The organism is Micromonospora sp. NBC_00898 (assembly GCF_045207895.1).
Taxonomy (GTDB): domain Bacteria; phylum Actinomycetota; class Actinomycetes; order Mycobacteriales; family Micromonosporaceae; genus Micromonospora.
On record NZ_CP108775.1, the window covers coordinates 23,551 to 41,289 of the forward strand.

General features: G+C 73.6%; 17 protein-coding genes. 13 read left to right on the forward strand and 4 right to left on the reverse strand.

Annotated features, from left to right (window positions below; all coding sequences use genetic code 11):
• Positions 1–82: 82 nt before the first annotated feature.
• Positions 83–1,717, reverse strand: a complete 1,635-nt coding sequence (locus tag OG799_RS00095) for a hypothetical protein (protein ID WP_406041802.1) — start codon at positions 1,715–1,717, stop codon at positions 83–85.
• Between the two features lie 299 nt (positions 1,718–2,016).
• On the opposite strand from OG799_RS00095, the gene OG799_RS00100 reads away from it, so the two are divergent.
• From OG799_RS00100 to OG799_RS00140, 9 genes are all read left to right on the forward strand, one after another.
• Positions 2,017–2,688, forward strand: coding sequence for a TMEM175 family protein (locus tag OG799_RS00100; RefSeq protein WP_406041804.1), 672 nt, complete (start codon positions 2,017–2,019; stop codon positions 2,686–2,688).
• A 92-nt stretch (positions 2,689–2,780) separates the two neighbouring features.
• On the forward strand, positions 2,781–4,772 hold the full coding sequence (locus tag OG799_RS00105; protein WP_406041806.1) for a TIGR03960 family B12-binding radical SAM protein: 1,992 nt from the start codon (positions 2,781–2,783) through the stop codon (positions 4,770–4,772).
• A gap of 101 nt (positions 4,773–4,873) precedes the next feature.
• Positions 4,874–5,674, forward strand: a complete 801-nt coding sequence (locus OG799_RS00110; RefSeq protein ID WP_406041808.1) for a TIGR03936 family radical SAM-associated protein — start codon at positions 4,874–4,876, stop codon at positions 5,672–5,674.
• Positions 5,675–5,805: 131 nt separating this feature from the next.
• Positions 5,806–8,880 (forward strand): Rne/Rng family ribonuclease, encoded by a 3,075-nt coding sequence (locus OG799_RS00115; protein ID WP_406041810.1) that lies wholly within the window; start codon positions 5,806–5,808, stop codon positions 8,878–8,880.
• Between the two features lie 117 nt (positions 8,881–8,997).
• Complete coding sequence (locus OG799_RS00120; RefSeq protein WP_406041812.1) at positions 8,998–9,366, forward strand: hypothetical protein; 369 nt, start codon at positions 8,998–9,000, stop codon at positions 9,364–9,366.
• A 285-nt stretch (positions 9,367–9,651) separates the two neighbouring features.
• The gene (rplU, locus tag OG799_RS00125) at positions 9,652–9,966 is read left to right on the forward strand and encodes a 50S ribosomal protein L21 (RefSeq protein ID WP_250797382.1); all 315 of its coding nucleotides are present in this window, start codon (positions 9,652–9,654) and stop codon (positions 9,964–9,966) included.
• Positions 9,967–9,977: 11 nt separating this feature from the next.
• Positions 9,978–10,232, forward strand: a complete 255-nt coding sequence (rpmA, locus tag OG799_RS00130; RefSeq protein ID WP_101412393.1) for a 50S ribosomal protein L27 — start codon at positions 9,978–9,980, stop codon at positions 10,230–10,232.
• 90 nt (positions 10,233–10,322) lie between these two features.
• A complete protein-coding gene (gene obgE, locus OG799_RS00135; protein ID WP_406041815.1) occupies positions 10,323–11,807 on the forward strand; it encodes a GTPase ObgE in 1,485 nt (494 codons plus the stop codon).
• Positions 11,808–11,877: 70 nt separating this feature from the next.
• Complete coding sequence (locus OG799_RS00140; RefSeq protein ID WP_406041817.1) at positions 11,878–12,327, forward strand: GNAT family N-acetyltransferase; 450 nt, start codon at positions 11,878–11,880, stop codon at positions 12,325–12,327.
• Positions 12,328–12,346: 19 nt separating this feature from the next.
• On the opposite strand, the gene OG799_RS00145 is transcribed toward OG799_RS00140, so the two are convergent.
• Positions 12,347–13,003 (reverse strand): DUF6766 family protein, encoded by a 657-nt coding sequence (locus tag OG799_RS00145; protein WP_406041819.1) that lies wholly within the window; start codon positions 13,001–13,003, stop codon positions 12,347–12,349.
• Positions 13,004–13,128: 125 nt separating this feature from the next.
• Positions 13,129–13,611: a DUF4383 domain-containing protein gene (locus tag OG799_RS00150; RefSeq protein WP_406041821.1), complete on the reverse strand. Its 483-nt coding sequence runs from the start codon at positions 13,609–13,611 to the stop codon at positions 13,129–13,131.
• Positions 13,612–13,810: 199 nt separating this feature from the next.
• Between OG799_RS00150 and OG799_RS00155 the strand changes: the two genes are divergently transcribed.
• The 3 genes from OG799_RS00155 to OG799_RS00165 are packed head-to-tail and all read left to right on the forward strand — an operon-like array spanning position 13,811 to position 15,658.
• On the forward strand, positions 13,811–14,545 hold the full coding sequence (locus OG799_RS00155; RefSeq protein ID WP_406041823.1) for a hypothetical protein: 735 nt from the start codon (positions 13,811–13,813) through the stop codon (positions 14,543–14,545).
• Between the two features lie 31 nt (positions 14,546–14,576).
• Positions 14,577–15,044, forward strand: a complete 468-nt coding sequence (locus tag OG799_RS00160; protein ID WP_406041825.1) for a phage holin family protein — start codon at positions 14,577–14,579, stop codon at positions 15,042–15,044.
• Positions 15,041–15,658, forward strand: a complete 618-nt coding sequence (locus OG799_RS00165; protein ID WP_406041827.1) for a DUF3618 domain-containing protein — start codon at positions 15,041–15,043, stop codon at positions 15,656–15,658. The genes OG799_RS00160 and OG799_RS00165 overlap by 4 nt, the downstream gene beginning before the upstream one ends.
• A 120-nt stretch (positions 15,659–15,778) precedes the next feature.
• Here the strand turns inward: OG799_RS00165 and OG799_RS00170 are convergent, their stop codons facing one another.
• Entirely contained in the window at positions 15,779–16,936 is a 1,158-nt protein-coding gene (locus OG799_RS00170; RefSeq protein ID WP_406041829.1) for a glycosyltransferase, read from the reverse strand.
• A gap of 222 nt (positions 16,937–17,158) precedes the next feature.
• On the opposite strand from OG799_RS00170, the gene OG799_RS00175 reads away from it, so the two are divergent.
• The gene (locus tag OG799_RS00175) at positions 17,159–17,698 is read left to right on the forward strand and encodes a cyclase (protein ID WP_406041831.1); all 540 of its coding nucleotides are present in this window, start codon (positions 17,159–17,161) and stop codon (positions 17,696–17,698) included.
• Positions 17,699–17,739 lie beyond the last annotated feature (41 nt).

The following is a 17,739-nucleotide window of genomic DNA, read 5'->3' on the forward strand; positions in this document are numbered from 1 at the left end:
TCCCGATTGTGAGCCCTCAGCCGGTTATGCGGTCGCACCAAACGAGGACTTTATGTATTTGAAACACTGCGGAACGTGAGGGTCAGGACTGCTCCGGGGTGATGATCTGCTGGCGCAACGTGTCCAGCAGGGCGCCGCTGTCGTCCACCGACAGCCGGGTGAAGACGCCGGTGGCGAGGCTGCCATGGTCGACCGAGGTGCAGACCACCACCGCGTCACCGTCGGCGCGGCCCACCGCGCAGCGCTCGTACCGGCCCCGGACACCGGTCTCCACCGGCACCGCGGGGTCGAGCGCGTACCGCTCGGTGAGCCGGGCGATCTCCGCCTTCGCGTCGGACTCCGGGCTGAACCGGAAGCCCGTGCCGCCGAAGACCGTCACCCGCTTGCCGTCGTTCGTGGCGTAGACACCCGCGAAGGTGTCCTCGGCGAGCAGGTGGGCCTGGCGTACCTCGGTCTTCAACCGCTCGGCGGTGGCCTGGCTGCGCTCGTCCTCGCGCAGCCGCAGGCCGGCGACCTGGTCCGGCAGCGCCGCGCTGGCCGGGTACTGGGCGGAGAGCGGCTGGGCCCACCAGAGCGGGACGCCGCAGCAGCAGGCGACGGTGAGCAGCAGCAGCCACGGCCAGCGCCGCCGGCGGCGGACCGGGACCGGGACGTACCCCTTCGGCGCCCGCCAGTCCGGCGGTGGGGCGGCCGGGGGCGGGGCCGACCGGCGGCGCTGCTTCGGCGGTCGGGCCGGCGCGGGCGGCGGCGGGGACACCGGCGCCGGTGGCGGCGACACCGGACGGGCGGCGACCGGCGCGGGCACGACCGGCGGCGGGGCGGCCGGCGGCGCCGGGTAGGGCAGCGTGTGCGGCTGCGCCGGGTAGGGGAGCGTCGGCGGCAGGGCCGGGAAGTCGGCCGAGTGCAGCTCCCAGCCGCTGGTGTCGGCGCCCGCCCACGGGTCGACCGGAACCTGGTGCTCCGGCGCGGGCGGCGGGAGCGGGGTGGGCTCGGCCGACTCGCCCCAACCGCGCTTGCGGGGCGGCGGTGGCGGGACGGCCGCCGAGCCGCTCCACCGCGGGGCCGCCGGCTCCGGCCGGGTCTCCACCCGGGTCGGGTCTGGCCGGGCGTCCACGCGGGTCGGGTCTGGCCGGCTCGTTACCCGGGTCGGGTCGGGTGGTGGGGCCGGCTCGGCGCGGATCGGGACGGTGGCGGAGCCGCGGGCCGGGGTGACGGGAGGCGGGGTGGTCGCGACGGCCGGACCGGCCGGGGTCGTTCCGGCCCCGTTGGTCGTCGCCGGGCCGTCGCCGGTCGCGGTCGCCGCGTCGCCGTCGCCGGCCGGGGCGCCGGTCGCGGCCGGGGTCTCGGGACCGGTGGTTCGGAGGTCGTCGTCGGTGACCTGGATCTCGTCCTCGGCGGCCGGCGCGTCGTCGTCGGCCGCGTCAGTCGCGGCGGTCGCGCCCAGCTTCCCGTCATCGGCCGTCGTACCGGCCGGGTCCGCCCGGTCGCCGTCGGTCCGGTCGTCGTCCGGCGTGGGTTGGTCGCCGGGCACGGGCAGCGCGGCGTCGCCGGTCGCGGCCGGGGCGTCCGTGGGCGGCGTGGGGGTGCCGTCCGGGCCCGTGGGAGGCGCGGCGGACGGCGGTACGGGCTGGTCGGTGACCGCCCGATCCCGGTCCCGGCCCGTGACCGGGGTGCCCCCGTCGCCCGGCCGGTCTGCTCCCGGCTGCGGCTGCGACATCGCGGCAATCTCCTCTCGCGCCGGATGCGAGGTTAGTACCGCCCTGCCACCGCCGCCCAACCCGGCTGTCCGCCCGCCCGCCATGGTGACGGCGGAGGGTGGCGGGTGCCCGGGTGGGACCAGGCAGGCCCGGCGGACCGGCGGCGGTGGCTCCCCGGACGGCGTCTTCCGGACCGCCGGGAGCGCGGTCGACGCGGGACGCCCGCCCGGGGCCGGTGACCGGCCCCGGACGGGTCCACCGCCCGGCCGCCCCGGCGCGCCACCAGCGGTGTCCGGACGGTCACGCCTAGTCTCGGCGCATGTCCGCAGCGGGCGAGGCCGGTACGTCCCCGGTGGGCGACGTCGGCCGGATGACCGGGTTCAGCGACGGGGTCTTCGCCATCGTCATCACCCTGCTGGTGATCGAGCTCCGGGTGCCCGCCCACCGGTCGGGGGAGCTGTTCGACGGCCTGGTCGAGGAACTCCCGGTGTACGTCGCCTTCCTGGTCTCCTTCGGCTACATCGGGGTGATCTGGCTCAACCACCACACGCTGCTGCGGCTGATCCGGGGGGCCACGCTCGGCCTGAACTGGATCAACCTCTGGCTGCTGCTCGGCGTGGTCGTCATCCCGTTCCCGACCGCGGTGCTCGCCGACGCCTTCGACCACGGCGGGAACGACCACGACCGGCGGGTGGCCGTGCTGCTCTACGTGCTGACCGCGGCGGCGATGTCCGCGCCCTGGCTCGCCTTCTTCAGTTATCTGCACCGACGTCCGGAGCTGCTTGGGGAGGGGATCTCCGCCGCGTATGTCGCCACCCAGCGGGTCCGCCCGGTCACCGGGATGGTGCTCTACCTGTTCAGCGGCGCGCTGGGCTGGTTCGTCAGCCCGCTGGTCGGGGTGATCGGCATCGTCGTCATGATCGTGTACCACGCGCTGACCAGCGAGGGCGTACGTCGGCGTCGGCCGCCCCGCCGCCCGGGTCGCGGCTGACCGCCGGTGGTCCGGTTCCTCCCGGCATGGGCGGCGATCCGGCGGGCGGTGCGGCGCGGTGCCCGGCGGGCGGGCGCGTACCCTTGGGCATCATGAGCGTCCCGTCCACGACGCCGCGCCCCGCCGCGGCGAACTCCGTCTGGCCCCAGCTTGAGCCGCTGCTGCCCCAGGTGACCAAGCCCATCCAGTACGTCGGTGGCGAGCTGGGTGCGGTGGTCAAGGACTGGGACGCGGCCACCGTCCGCTGGGCGCTGATGTATCCCGACGCGTACGAGGTGGGCCTGCCCAACCAGGGCGTGCAGATCCTCTACGAGGTGCTCAACGAGCTGCCCGACGTGCTCGCCGAGCGGACGTACGCGGTCTGGCCGGACCTGGAGAAGCTGATGCGCGCCCACGGCGTGCCGCAGTTCACCGTCGACGCGCACCGCTCGGTGCGCGACTTCGACGTGTTCGGCGTCTCGTTCTCCACCGAGCTGGGCTACACCAACCTGCTCACCGCGATCGACCTGGCCGGCATCCCGATGCTGGCCGCCGACCGCACCGACGCCGACCCGGTGATCGTGGCCGGCGGGCACGCCGCGTTCAACCCGGAGCCGATCGCCGACTTCGTCGACGCCGCCGTACTCGGCGACGGCGAGGAGGCGGTCCTGGAGATCACGACGATCGTCCGGGAGTGGAAGGCCGAGGGTTCCCCCGGCGGGCGGGACGAGCTGCTGCTGCGGCTGGCCCGCACGGAGAGCGTCTACGTGCCACGCTTCTACGACGTGGACTACCTGCCCGACGGCCGGATCCAGCGGGTCGTGCCGAACCGGGCGGACGTGCCGTTCCGGGTGCACAAGCGCACGACCATGGACCTGGACGCCTGGCCGTACCCGAAGAAGCCCCTGGTGCCGCTGGCCGAGACGGTCCACGAGCGGTACGCGGTGGAGATCTTCCGGGGCTGCACCCGGGGCTGTCGGTTCTGTCAGGCCGGCATGATCACCCGCCCGGTGCGGGAGCGGTCGATCACCACGGTCGGCCAGATGGTCCGCGACGGCCTGGAGTTCTCCGGCTTCCACGAGGTGGGCCTGCTGTCGCTGTCGTCGGCCGACCACTCCGAGATCGGCGACATGTGCTCCGGCCTCGCCCAGCAGTACGAGGGCACGAACGTCTCGCTCTCGCTGCCGTCGACCCGGGTGGACGCGTTCAACATCGACCTGGCCCAGGAGCTGTCCCGCAACGGCCGGCGCACCGGCCTGACCTTCGCCCCGGAGGGCGGGTCGGAGCGGATCCGCAAGGTGATCAACAAGATGGTGTCGAAGGAAGACCTCATCCGCACCGTGGTCACCGCGTACACCAACGGCTGGCGGCAGGTGAAGCTCTACTTCATGTGCGGCCTGCCCACCGAGACCGACGAGGACGTCCTCGAGATCGCGGACATGGCGCACGAAGTGATCAAGGCCGGCCGCGCCGCCACCGGGTCCAAGGACATCCGCTGCACCGTCTCCATCGGTGGGTTCGTGCCGAAGCCGCACACCCCGTTCCAGTGGGCGTCCATGGCGACCCCGGAGGTCATCGACCACCGGCTCAAGCTGCTCAAGCAGGCGATCAACTCCGACCGCTCGCTGGGCCGGGCGATCGGCTACCGCTACCACGACGGCGAGCCGTCGCTGATCGAGGGCCTGCTCAGCCGCGGTGACCGCCGGGTCGGCGCGGTGATCCGCAAGGTCTGGGAGAACGGCGGCCGGTTCGACGGCTGGAGCGAGCACTTCTCGTACCAGCGCTGGGTGGAGGCGGCCGCCGAGGTGCTGCCGGCCTTCGGCGTGGACCTCGACTGGTACACCACCCGGGAGCGGGACCAGCTGGAGGTCCTGCCCTGGGACCACCTGGACTCGGGCCTGGACAAGGACTGGCTCTGGCAGGACTGGCAGGACTCGATGTCGGAGTACGAGCAGGACGACTGCCGGTGGACCCCGTGCTTCGACTGCGGCGTCTGTCCGTCGATGGACACCGAGATCCAGATCGGCCCCACCGGGAAGAAGCTCCTCCCGTTGACCCCGATCGGTGGTTCCGGCCTGAAGGTCCCGTCCGGCGCCCAGCAGTGACGCCCCCGGGGCGGGCGGCCAGCCGCCCGCCCCGCTCCGGTGATCATGAAGCTATTGTCACGGGCACCGCGCGTCGCCGGTGACAACTTCATGATCAATCGATGCTGAGACCGAGGAGCACGACGATCAGCAAGAAACCACAGCCGGAGGGCGGGCAGGCGCCCGTCGTCCAGCGCGTCCGGATCCGGTACGCCAAGCGCGGACCGCTGCGGTTCACCTCGCACCGGGACTTCGCCCGGGCCTTCGAGCGCGCGCTGCGCCGGGCCGGCGTACCGATCGCCTTCTCCCAGGGCTTCACCCCGCACCCCAAGATCTCGTACGCCAGCGCCGCGCCCACCGGGGTGGCCAGCGAGGCCGAGTACCTGGAGATCGGTCTCCGCGAGCCGGTCGACCCGGCCCAGCTGCGGGCCGCCCTGGACGCCGCGCTCTCACCGGGGCTCGACGTGCTCGACGCGGTGGTGGCCGGGGGTGGCAGCCTGGCCGATCGGATCGAGGCCTCGCACTGGCGGATCGAGCTGCCCGAGGTCGACCCGGCGCTGCTGGAGCAGGCCGTGGCCGCCTTCACCGCCGCCGAGGAGATCCAGGTCGAGCGGATGACCAAGCAGGGGCGGCGGACCTTCGACGCGCGCGCGGCGGTCATCAGCATCGATGTCGTGCCCGCGTCCGAGACGCCTTCCGGGGCACCGGCCGTACCGTGTGCGATACTCGAACTGGTCGTGCGGCAGGTCACCCCGTCCGTACGGCCCGATGACGTCCTTTCCGGCCTCCGCGTGGTGGCCGCCCTGGAGCCGCCGGTCGCCCCGAGGGTGATCCGGCTGGCACAGGGCACGCTGACCGCGCAGGGCGAGATCGTGGATCCGTTGGATGCGGATCGCGACGGGGCAGCCATCGGTGAACACTGACCGACGGTCAGTGTTCCAAGCAGGCAGACTTCGGCGGTCGCGCACCTCGCGCGCCCGGCGGAAACACTTTGCGGCGACCCTGCGTGGCAGCGCTCACCCGCGCCCGGGGCAGCCAGAACTGGAGAACGTCCATGCTCGAGAACGAGCCCGAGGGCGTCGAACGGACCGGTTCACAGCCGGCCGGCGACACCGCCGACACCAGCACCGACAGCACCGCCGAGGCACGGCCGCCGGCCCGCAAGCGGGCCAGCCGGCGCCGGGTCGCCCCGCTCAACCAGCCGGAGCAGACCGACGCGCCGGCCGAGGCGTCCAGCGACGCCGGTACGACCACCGGCGAGGCGCCGCAGGCCGAGGTGTTCGCCCCGGTCGCGGGTGAGCTGGAGGCCGCCCCGAAGACCCCCCGGCGCCGCCGCAAGGCGACCCCCGCCAAGGCGGTCGAGGAGCCCGTGGCCGCCGACGCCGCGGAGGAGGCCTCCGCGGAGGTCGTCCCGCCGGTCAAGGTGACGCGCACCCGGCGGCGCAAGGCCGTCCCGCCGGCGGCCGAGGCCCCGGCCGCCGAGCCGGAGGCCGCGACCACCGCCGAGCCGCACGCCGTGGCCGAGCCGCAGGCGGACGCCGTCCCGACGCCCGAGGAGGCCGCGGAGGAGGTCACCGCCGAGGAGGAGGAGACCGCCGAGCCGGCCGAGGCCGAGCAGCCGACCCCGGCGGCAGAGAGCGCCGCGGAGCGGACGCCGACCACCTCCGGTGCCGCCGACCTCCCGCCGGCCGTCGCGGGCGCCACCGCGCCGCGGGCCGGGATCGAGAACCGCACCGGCGACGTCGCGCCCGGCGCGGCCGTTCCGGGCGAGCAGCCGGCCGAGCAGCCGGAGCCGCGGACCCGCCGGCGGCGGGCCGCGCTCTCCGCGCCGACGGTGCTCTTCATGCCGCCGCAGCCGGAGGCGGTGCCGGTCGTCCGGGCCGCCGCGCCCGCGCCGGCCGCCGAGGAGCCGGCCGAGGAGCCCGTCGAGACCGGTCGCCGCCGTCGGCGGGGCCGCCGCGAGGTGGAGCCGGTCGAGACCGAGGTCGAGATCGACGAGGAGCCCACCGCCGAGGCCGAGGAGATCGGCGAGGCGGAGGACGAGGACGAGGAGTCGGCCGCGGCCCGTCGCCGCCGCCGGCGCGGCCGCCGGGGTCGCGGCCGGGGCAAGGGCGGCGCGGAGGACCTCGAGGACGAGGAGGCCGAAGAGGCCATCCAGGCCGAGAGCGCCGAGGCCGAGGCCGAGGAGGCCGAGGAGGAGGAAGAGGGCGAGGGCGACGGGCTGACCCGCCGCCGGCGCCGCCGCCGCCGTCGGGGCGCCGGTGACGTGGAGGGCGGCGCTGAGGACGGCGTGCCCACCGTGGTCAAGATCCGTGAGCCGCGCCGGGCCGTCGACGAGGTGCAGGGCGTCTCCGGCTCGACCCGGCTGGAGGCCAAGCGGCAGCGCCGCCGGGACGGCCGGGAGCAGCGGCGTACCCGGCCGCCGATCCTGAGCGAGTCGGAGTTCCTGGCCCGCCGGGAGGCGGTCGACCGGGTGATGGCGGTCCGCCAGCGCGGCGACCGCACCCAGATCGCGGTCCTCGAGGACGGCGTGCTGGTCGAGCACTACGTCACCCGCAACTCCTCCGGCACCATGGCCGGCAACGTCTACCTCGGCAAGGTGCAGAACGTCCTGCCCAGCATGGAGGCGGCCTTCGTCGACGTCGGGCGCGGCCGCAACGCGGTGCTCTACGCCGGCGAGGTCAACTGGGACACCAGCGGCCTGGAGGGTCGGGCCCGCTCGATCGAGCAGGCGCTGCGCTCCGGCGACTCGGTGCTGGTGCAGGTGACCAAGGACCCGATCGGGCACAAGGGCGCCCGGCTGACCAGCCACATCGCGCTCTCCGGCCGGCACCTGGTCTACGTGCCCAACGGCAACGCCTCCGGCATCAGCCGCAAGCTGCCGGACACCGAGCGCAAGCGGCTGCGCGACGTGCTCAAGAAGCTCGTCCCGGACGGCGCGGGCGTGATCGTGCGGACCGCCGCCGAGGGGGCGAGCGAGGACGAGCTGGCCCGCGACGTCAAGCGGCTCCAGGCGCAGTGGGAGGACATCCAGGCCAAGGCGGCCGAGGGTGGGGCCCCGGTGCTGCTCTACGAGGAGCCGGACCTGGTCATCCGGGTCGTGCGGGACCTGTTCAACGAGGACTTCCGCGAGCTGGTGATCGAGGGCGAGCAGTCGTACGACGTGGTCGAGTCGTACCTGCAGCACGTCTCGCCGGACCTGGTCGCCCGGCTGCGCCGGCACGCCGGCACCACCGACGTCTTCGCCGAGTACCGGATCGACGAGCAGATCCTCAAGGGGCTCGACCGCAAGGTCTTCCTCCCCTCGGGTGGTTCGCTGGTGATCGACCGGACCGAGGCGATGACCGTCATCGACGTCAACACCGGCAAGTACACCGGCTCCGGGGGCAACCTGGAGGAGACGGTCACCCGGAACAACCTGGAGGCGGCCGAGGAGATCGTCCGCCAGCTCCGGCTGCGCGACCTCGGTGGCATCGTGGTGATCGACTTCATCGACATGGTGCTGGAGTCGAACCGGGAGCTGGTGCTGCGCCGGCTCACCGAGTGCCTGGGCCGGGACCGCACCAAGCACCAGGTCACCGAGATCACCTCGCTCGGCCTGGTGCAGATGACGCGCAAGCGGATCGGCGCGGGCCTGCTGGAGGCGTTCAGCGAGACCTGCGAGTGCTGCAAGGGTCGTGGCCTGATCATCCACACCGAGCCGGTGTCGGAGAAGCCGCGTACCGGCGCTGGCGCGGGGGAGAAGGTCAAGGCGGTCGCCTCGGCCGTCACCACCCCGCCGGCCCCGGCCGAGCAGGGCTCCGCCTCCTCCCGGCGGCGGGCCCGCAAGTCGGCCACCGTGGAGAAGTCCGTCGCCGAGGTGACCGAGGTACCCCAGGCCGCGGTGGCCGGGGTCGAGGCGCAGACCGAGGCCGACTACCACGACACCATGGGCTACGACCTGTCCCGGTACGAGGCCGACACGGAGGCCGCCCCGGCGGTCGCCGACGCCCAGGAGGGCGAGTCGGCCCGACTGGCCGCGGCGGACGACCCGGACGCGCTCGGCGACGGCGAGGACGAGGGCACCGAGGGCGGCACCGGCCGGCGGCGCTCTCGCCGCGGCGGCACCCGCCGGCGTACCCGGCCGTGAGCCGCTGACCTGCGCGACGTTTGACAGGGCCCCTTCACCGGCAACAGTGTCCGGGGAAGGGGCCCTGCCGTCTCGACGCCCCCCGGCCGGGCGGCGGCTCCTCGGACAGGAGGAGAGATGCGTCGCCCGCTCGCGGCCACCATGGTGGCCGCCGTCCTGCTGACCGGCACGGGCTGCGCCGACCGGGACGACTCGAACCCCTTCGCGGTGGGGTTCGCCTCACCGGTTCCGTCCGCCACCGCCGCACCGGGTGTCTCCGGCACGCCCACCCCGACGCCGACCGGCGACCCGGGGGTCTGCCTGGCCGCGAAGCGGGCCGGTTCGACCGCCGTGCAGACGTACGTCCAGAAGCTGGCCGAGATGCTGACCGTGGGCCGTACCGACCGGGCGGCGGCCGACGCCGCCCGCCGCGACGCCGAGGCGGCCCTGGCGGCTGGCGGGACGCCCTGCGGCAGCAGTCCGGGCTGGCGACCGACCCGCGGCTGAAGACGCTGCTGGCGGATCTGGCCACCGAGGTCGGTAGCCTGGGTACCGACGTCGAGAAGATCGACGAGGCGGAGTTCGACCGTCTCCAGGAGCGCCTCGACCAGCTCTGCCCGCGCTGACCGGCGGGCCCGGTTTGGGTGCCGGCCGGTTCATGGCGTACCCTTTCCTGCGGCGCACTTTGGTGTGCCGAGTTCCCGCGTGCCCGCGCCGCCGGTGTCACTGCTACCCGGCGAGTCGCCGTGGGAACGACCGCCAGCAGCCTCAACGACAGGGAGTCCGCCTCCGATGTACGCGATCGTCAAGACCGGCGGCAAGCAGTACAAGGTCGCCGAGGGCGACGTGATCGAGGTCGAGAAGCTCACCGGTGCCCCCGGTGACGCGGTGAAGCTCACCGCGGTGCTCCTCGTCGACGGTGACGACCTGGTGACCGACGCGGCGAAGCTTGCCAAGGTCGCGGTGTCCGGCGAGATCGCCGCGCACACCAAGGGCCCGAAGATCAAGATCCACAAGTTCAAGAACAAGACTGGCTACCACAAGCGCCAGGGTCACCGCCAGCCGCTGACCCAGGTCAAGGTGACCGGCATCTCCAGCGGGAAGTAGGTCGTCCTCCAATGGCTCACAAAAAGGGTGCGTCCAGCTCGCGTAACGGTCGCGATTCCGCGGCCCAGCGACTCGGCGTGAAGCGCTTCGGTGGTCAGGTCGTCAGCGCGGGTGAGATCCTCATCCGGCAGCGTGGCACCAAGTTCCACCCCGGTGACCTGGTCGGCCGTGGCGGCGACGACACGCTGTTCGCGCTGGCCGCCGGCTCGGTCCAGTTCGGCACCCGGCGTGGTCGCAAGACCGTAAGCATCGTGCCGCAGCAGTAGCTCGAAGGCGTTGCGGGCCGTGGACCTCGGGTCCCGGCCCGCTTCGTTTTTTCTCACGCGGGGGAGGACCCCGCTGGAAGGATTGGCGTCGTGACGACGTTCGTTGACCGGGTCGTCCTGCACATGCAGGCCGGCGACGGCGGGCACGGCTGTGTCTCCATCCACCGGGAGAAGTTCAAGCCCTTCGGCGGGCCCGACGGCGGCAACGGTGGGCACGGCGGCAGCGTCTCGCTGGTCGTCGACCCGCAGGTGACCACGCTGCTCGACTTCCACTTCCGCCCGCACCTCAAGGCCGAGAACGGCAAGGGCGGCGCCGGCTCGAACCGGGACGGGGCCAACGGCCACGATCTGATCATCAAGGTGCCGAACGGCACCGTGGTGCAGACCCTCGACGGCGAGGTGCTGGCCGACCTGGTGGGCGCGGGCACCACCTTCGAGGCGGCCCGGGGCGGGCGCGGCGGGCGGGGCAACGCCTCGCTGGCCAACGCCCGGCGCAAGGCCCCCGGCTTCGCCGAGCTGGGCGAGCCCGGCGACCGGCTGGACGTGGTGCTGGAGCTGAAGAGCGTCGCCGACGTCGGCCTGGTCGGCTTCCCGTCGGCCGGCAAGTCCTCGCTGATCTCGGTGATCTCCGCCGCCAAGCCGAAGATCGCCGACTACCCGTTCACCACGCTGGTCCCGAACCTGGGCGTGGTCCGGGTGGACAACCACACCTTCACCGTCGCCGACGTGCCGGGCCTGATCCCGGGCGCCGCCACCGGCAAGGGCCTGGGGCTGGAGTTCCTCCGCCACGTCGAGCGCTGCGCCGTGCTGGTGCACGTGGTCGACACGGCGACGTTGGAGCCCGGCCGGGACCCGCTCGCCGACATCGACACCATCGAGGCGGAGCTGTCCGAGTACGGCGGCCTGGCCGACCGGCCCCGCCTCGTCGCGCTCAACAAGATCGACGTGCCGGACGGGCGGGATCTCGCCGAGATCGTCCGGCCGGACCTGGAGGCGCGCGGCTTCCAGGTCTTCGACGTGTCCTCGGCCACCCGCGAGGGGCTCAAGGAGCTCATGTACGCGATGGCCGAGGTGGTCGAGCAGGCCCGCCGCGCGGCGCCGCCGGCCGAGCCGACCCGGATCGTGATCCGCCCGAGGGCGGTCGACGACACCGGCTTCACCATCGAGGTGGAGGAGGACGGCTCGTTCACCGTCCGCGGCGCCCGGCCGGAGCGCTGGGTGCGCCAGACGAACTTCGACAACGACGAGGCCGTGGGCTTCCTGGCCGACCGGCTGGCCCGCCTCGGCGTCGAGGAGAAGCTGGCCAAGGCCGGCGCCAACCCCGGCGACCTGGTGCGGATCGGCGACCGGGAGTTCGACTGGCAGCCCACCCTCTACGCCGGGGTGGACTTCGTCCCCGGCAACCGGGGCACCGACATCCGGCTGGAGGAGAAGTCGACCCGCGCCTCCGCGGCGGAGCGGCTGGCCGCCCGCAAGGCTCGCCGGCGGCGTACCGAGGACGAACTGGCGGCCGGCGGCCTGGACGCGGACCTCTCCGACGACCTGGACGACGACGACCTGGACGACGACGAATAGCTCGGCCCCGGCCGTGCTCGGGTCGTTGGCCGGAAACCTTCGCGAAATCCGCCCGGCTTAGCGTGACGTGATGCTGATCGAATCCCGTCCCGCCACCGATCCCGAGATCGCCGCCCTGATCACCGCTCAGCAGCGCGAGCTGCGGGAGGCCGACGGCGGGCTGGACGGGCAGGCGACGCTCACCCATGACGACATCCACTACCTGGCGGCCGTGGTGGGCGGGCGGGCCGTCGGCTGCGGCGGCCTGCAGGCCCTGGCCGCCGACACCGGTGAGCTGAAGCGGATGTACGTCCGCCCGGCGTACCGGGGGCGGGGAGTCGCCCGGCAGTTGCTGGCGGCCCTGGAGGAGTTGGCCTTCCGGCGCGGGCACTCGGTGGTGTGCCTGGAGACGGGTACCTACCTGCCGGCCGCGATCGGGCTCTACACCTCGTGCGGGTACCAGCCCATCCCGGTGTACGGCGAGTACGTCGACAACCCGTACAGCGTGTGCTTCGCCAAGCGGCTGCCGGTCGCCGCCTGACGGTGGCCGGCCCGGCGGGTCAGGCGCCGGTCTCGGCGTGCGCGGCGGTGACCGGCTTCGACTCGGGGCTGGCGTGCTGCCGCAGCACGATGCTGAGCAGGATCAGCACGCCGACGGCGAGGAACTCGCTCTGCCAGTTCTGCATGGACTGGAACCAGAAGTCGCTGGTGAAGAGGAACTGCCAGGCGCCGATCGGGGCGGCGCCGCTCTCCAACGCCTGCTCCTGGTTGTACTCCGCGACGCCGCCGAACAGGTGGCCGAGGAACGACCCGGCGAAGATCAGCAGCAGCGCGATCGACAGGCTGTTGCGGTAGACGGCCAGGGGGAGGCCGCCGACCCGGACCGGCCAGGGGGAGTCCGGCCTGGCCCGGCGGGGGTCGTCGGGCCGGTCGGTCTGGCCCTCGGGCTTGGACTCGGCCGAGCCCTGCTGCACCAGGTACGCGGTGAGCAGCACGTAGCCGCCCATCTGGAGGAACTCGGACTCCCAGTTCTCGAAGACCGCCTCGGCGAAGTGCCCGGTGCCGAGGTACGCCCACCAGCTCAGCGGGGCCGCGCCGTACTGGGTCAGCTCCTCGTTGTGGACCTGCCAGCCGAACACGCTCTGCAACACCAGGAAGATCAGGAACGCGCCGAGCATGGCGACCGTGAGTGCGTTCTCCCGCAACCAGCGTGGCATCGCCGCGCCTCCTCGTCCGTTGAGTCACCTCCCGTGGTGATCCTCCGTTGCCCCGGGCAAGGAATCGGCAAACTCCGCGCTCGGTGTGTCGGGCCACGAGCCACCCGACCGGGTGAAGACACAGGTCAGGGGCGGTCGATCGGGGTGTCCAGCCGGCCGCCGGTGCCGACGTCGTTGGAGAGCAGCAGCCCCACCACGAGCATGCCGAAGCCGAGGAACAGGTGCAGCCAGTTGTCCGCGTCGTTGAAGGGCACGAAGTTCGCCGCCGTCTCCCGGTCGATCCCGAAGCCGTAGAGCCAGAGACCCAGGTAGACGGCCCCGCCGCCGGCCAGGAAGAGCCGGGCCCCGGCGATCCGGCGGGCGAGCACCAGCCCGACCAGGCCGGAGAGCAGGTGCACCAGGTTGAGCAGGATCGACACTTGGAACAGGCCGAGCAGCTTCGCCTCCGAGTGGTGCCCGGCGAAGGCCAGGTCACCGTAGTGCGTGGTGACCCCGGGGATGAACCCGAGCACGCCGAGCAGGACGAAGAGGGCGGCCACCGCGGCGGCGACCGCCTGGATCCGGGGTTTCGGGCCGGCCGGGGCGCGTCCGCGCACGTCACGTGCCATCGCTGTCACCTCCGTGGATCACTCGCCGCCCGGGACCGGACGACCCTCCATTGTGTGATCGTGACGGGGCGCTTCCGCAGAGAAATGACGAATCAGGCATGGACCCGGCGACCGGGGGTAGGTCAAAGGTCACGCCGACAGCACGTCGGTGTGATCCCCCCAGTACAACCGCTACGACCATCCGAGCGGAAGGGTAGTCATGACTTACGATCTCTCACCCACGTCCTCCACGTACGGGCAGGAGTCGAACAACGGCGGTGGCGTCCGCGGCCAGGCCCGCCAGGTCGGCTCGGAGGCCGCGAACGCGGGCGGCGCGGTCGCGCAGACCGCCAAGGAGCAGGGCAGGGAGGTGGTGGGCGAGGCGCAGCGCCAGGCCCGCAACCTCTACGGCGAGGCCCGCACCCAGGTCGCCGCCCAGACCAGCCAGCAGCAGCAGCGGGCCGCCGGTGGGCTCCGTTCGCTGGCCGAGGAGATGCGCTCGATGGCGCAGAACAGCGGCCAGGCCGGCCCGGTGACCGAGCTGGCGCACCAGGCCGCCGATCGGGTCCATGGCGTGGCCGGCTGGCTGGAGCAGCGCGAGCCGGGCGACATCCTCAACGAGGTGAAGACCTACGCCCGCCGCAACCCCGGCACCTTCCTGATCGGCGCCGCCGTCCTCGGCGTGCTCGCCGGCCGGCTGACCAAGAACATCGCCACCGCCGGTGACGACCACGGCACCGCGCAGCGGGCGTACGGCACCGGCTACGACCCGGATCGGACGGCGGTCATCCCGACCTCGCGTGCAGTGCCGGACGCCGTGCCGCCGGGCGGCTACCTCGACCCCACGCCGGGCAGCTACGCCGACCCGCAGACCGGGACCGGCCGGCCGCTGCCGCCGGTCAGCCAGACCGACCCGCTGCCGGGCGTGCCGTCGAGCGGCGTCACCCGTCCGTGAGCGGCCGATCCGTCAGAAGGGAGGCGAGGGCATGAGCATGCCGACGCAGGGGTCCGGACTGGACTCCGGTTACTACGCGGAGGCGGGCGCGCCGCACACCGCGGACGAGGTCCGGGGCAGCTCCCTCGGTGAGCTGATGCGCCAGGTGACCACCGACCTGTCCTTGCTGATGCGGCAGGAGGTCGAGCTGGCCAAGGCGGAGATCCGCCAGGAGGGCAAGAAGGCGGGCAAGGCCGCCGGCCTCTTCGGCGGTGCCGGCTTCGGCGGCTACATGGTGGCGCTCTTCCTCTCGATCGCGCTCTGGGCCGGGCTGTCCAACGTGATGGACGCCGGCTGGGCCGGGCTGATCGTGGCCGTCATCTGGGCGGCCATCGCGGCGGTCCTCTACTCCATGGCCAAGAAGAACGCCGAGCGGATTCGCGGCCTCAAGCAGACCAACGACAGCGTGCAGCGCATCCCCGACGCGCTCAAGCCGCACCCGGAGGGAGTCACCCGATGAGCACCGATCCCGACCAGATCCGCCGGGAGATCGAGGCCACCCGTAACAGCCTCAGCTCGGACGTGGACGCGCTGGCGTACAAGGTCAGCCCGAGCCGCATCGTCGACGACCGCAAGCAGCGGGCGCGCAACGCGCTCCAGAACGTGAGGGACAAGGTGATGGGAACCGCTTCCGACCTGGGCCACAGCACCGGCCACACCGCGCACTCGGTGGGCGACCACGCCTCCTCCGCGGCCTCCACCGTCGGCGACGCCGCCCACCGGGCCCCGCAGGTGCTGCGGGAGAAGTCCGAGGGCAACCCGCTCGCCGCCGGCCTGATCGCCTTCGGCGTGGGCATGCTGGTCTCCTCGCTGATCCCGGCGACGCGCCGTGAGCAGCAGGTGGCCACGCAGGTCAAGGAGAAGGCCGGCGAGCACGCCGGCACGGTGAAGGAGAAGCTGGGCGAGGTCGCCAGCGAGCTCAAGGAGGAGCTGCGCGAGCCGGCGCAGCGCGCCACCGAGTCGCTGAAGTCCACCGCGCAGGACGCCGCGCACGCGGTCAAGGACGACACGAAGTCGGCCGCGCAGGACGTGAAGGACACCGCGCAGCAGTCCCGCGAACAGGTCCGGTACTGACCGGGAACCTCGTACGCCGCAGCTCGCGGTCACTCCCGGTCCGTCCGGGGAGTGACCGCGAGCTGTCGCGTGCGCGGGGTACCTGTCGGCGGTCGCTGTGGAGCTGATGTCGTGGACGAATCAGCTCGGCGACGGGCCGCCCGTTGAGCGGTCCGCGACCACTGCCGCGTACCGGCCGGCGGCGTGCCCGTCGGCCTCCACCCACAGCACCAGGTCACCGGGGGCGTTCCCGGCCAGCCGGCGGCGCAGCGCCCGGAGAGAATGCGCGGCGACGCGCACCCGGGTGCCCGCGTAGGGCATGCCACCGCGCCACCGCCGGCCCAGCGCGAGCCAGGAGCAGACCCCGCGTTCCAGCACCCAGAGCGGGGCGGCCAGGGTGGTGTGCGCCGGGAAGACCCGGGCGCCGCCGGCCCGCCGGCGGCCCAGCTCGGCGACGGCCACCGTCGCGACGGCGGCGCGCAGCAGCAGGCCGGGTCGGCGGGCGGCCAGCGCGGCCACCACACCCGGCAGCACCGCCAGCGCGGCCAGCAGCCGCGGCGGCTGGGCCAGGTCGCCGTACGCCTGCCGGAGCCGCTGCCCGCGGAACTGCGCGGCGGTCGGCGGGAGCCGGCGTACGTGCAGCCAGGCGGGGGCCGCCACGCTGCCCCCGTACGCCCGCACGGTGCGGACCAGCTCCAGGTTCTCGAAGAGCACGTCCGGGTCGTACCCGCCCATGGCGCGGAAGGTGCTCCGGCGCACCGCGAGGGTGCCGGGCCAGTCGCCGCCGAACGCCCGGTTGAGCAGCGTCCGGCCGGTGTCCCACCAGGCGTGCCAGGGCAGCGGGTCGAAGTGGTTCTGCGGCCGGACCAGTTCCACGCGGTCCAGCAGCTCGCGCACCGCGCGCAACCCGGCCTCGTCGTACCGGACGTCGTCGTCGCCGATCACCACGTGCTCGTGGCGGGCCAGGTCGAGCCCGGTCAGCACCCCGAGCACCTTGCCGTTGGCGCCGCGCAGCGCGGGGTCGGGCCGGACGTGCCGGACGAGATCCCGCCAGGCGGCGGCGTGCCGGGCGAAGAGCTCCGGCGCGGAGCCGTCGACCACGGTGACGTCCACCCATCGGGCGAGGTCGCGCAGGTGGTCGGTCAGCCCGGTCAGGCCGGTGTCGTCGGACCGGCGCAGCGGCAGGACGTACTCGACGGGGAGCCGACCGGGCCGCGGGCCGCCCGGCGCGGCGGTCGCGGCGCCGGCGACCGGGGCCGGCGCGACCGCCGCGTGCTGATCGCGGGCCGGGGCGCTCATGACGACCCCGGGGCGAACGGGGCGGTCGCCCGGCGGCCGGCGTGGTGCCCGGGTCGACGGTGATGGAAGGTCATGCTGCCTCCCGGAGGAATGCGGGGACGGGGCCAGCGGATGCCCTAATTTCTGCCGATCAAACCGATTTGTCGTTTCGACGCTTCCGTGCCGGGTAGCGCTGCGGGATGCGGGCGGTCCATCGCCGGACGCCCGGGTGGAGGAGACGTGATGACCAGCAGAAGAACGAGGTGGGCGCTGGCGGGCGCGGCGGTGGTGGCCGCGGTCGGTGTCGGCCGGATGGTGGCCCGGCGGCGGCGTCCGCTCCAGGCCGAGCGGGCGGACGGCTGGTACGTCGTGCAGCGGGGGATCACCGTGGACCGCCCGATGGACGCCGTGATCGGCTTCTGGACCGACCGGGAACGGCTGGACCGGGCGCTGGCCGAGTGGGCGACCCTGGAGCAGCTCGACGACAACCGGTGGCGCTGCGTGGCGAGCGACCCGGCCGGCGGCGGCACCGAGTGGCGCGCCGAGCTCACCGTCGACGGCCCGGGCCGGCTGAGCTGGCGGGTCACCGAGGGGCCAATGGTCCAGCAGGGTCAGGCCGAGCTGGTCCCCGCCCCGCACGACCGGGGCACCGAGATCCGGACCGAGCTGCGCTGGCGGTCCAACCCGGTCCGCCGGGCCCTGGGGCGGACCACCGGCCACGACCCGGAGGTGGGGCTGCGGGACACGCTGCGCCGGATCAAGTCGTTGGTCGAGGCCGGCTAGGTCCTGCCGGACCGGATCCCGGCCGACCACCCGGTGTCGCT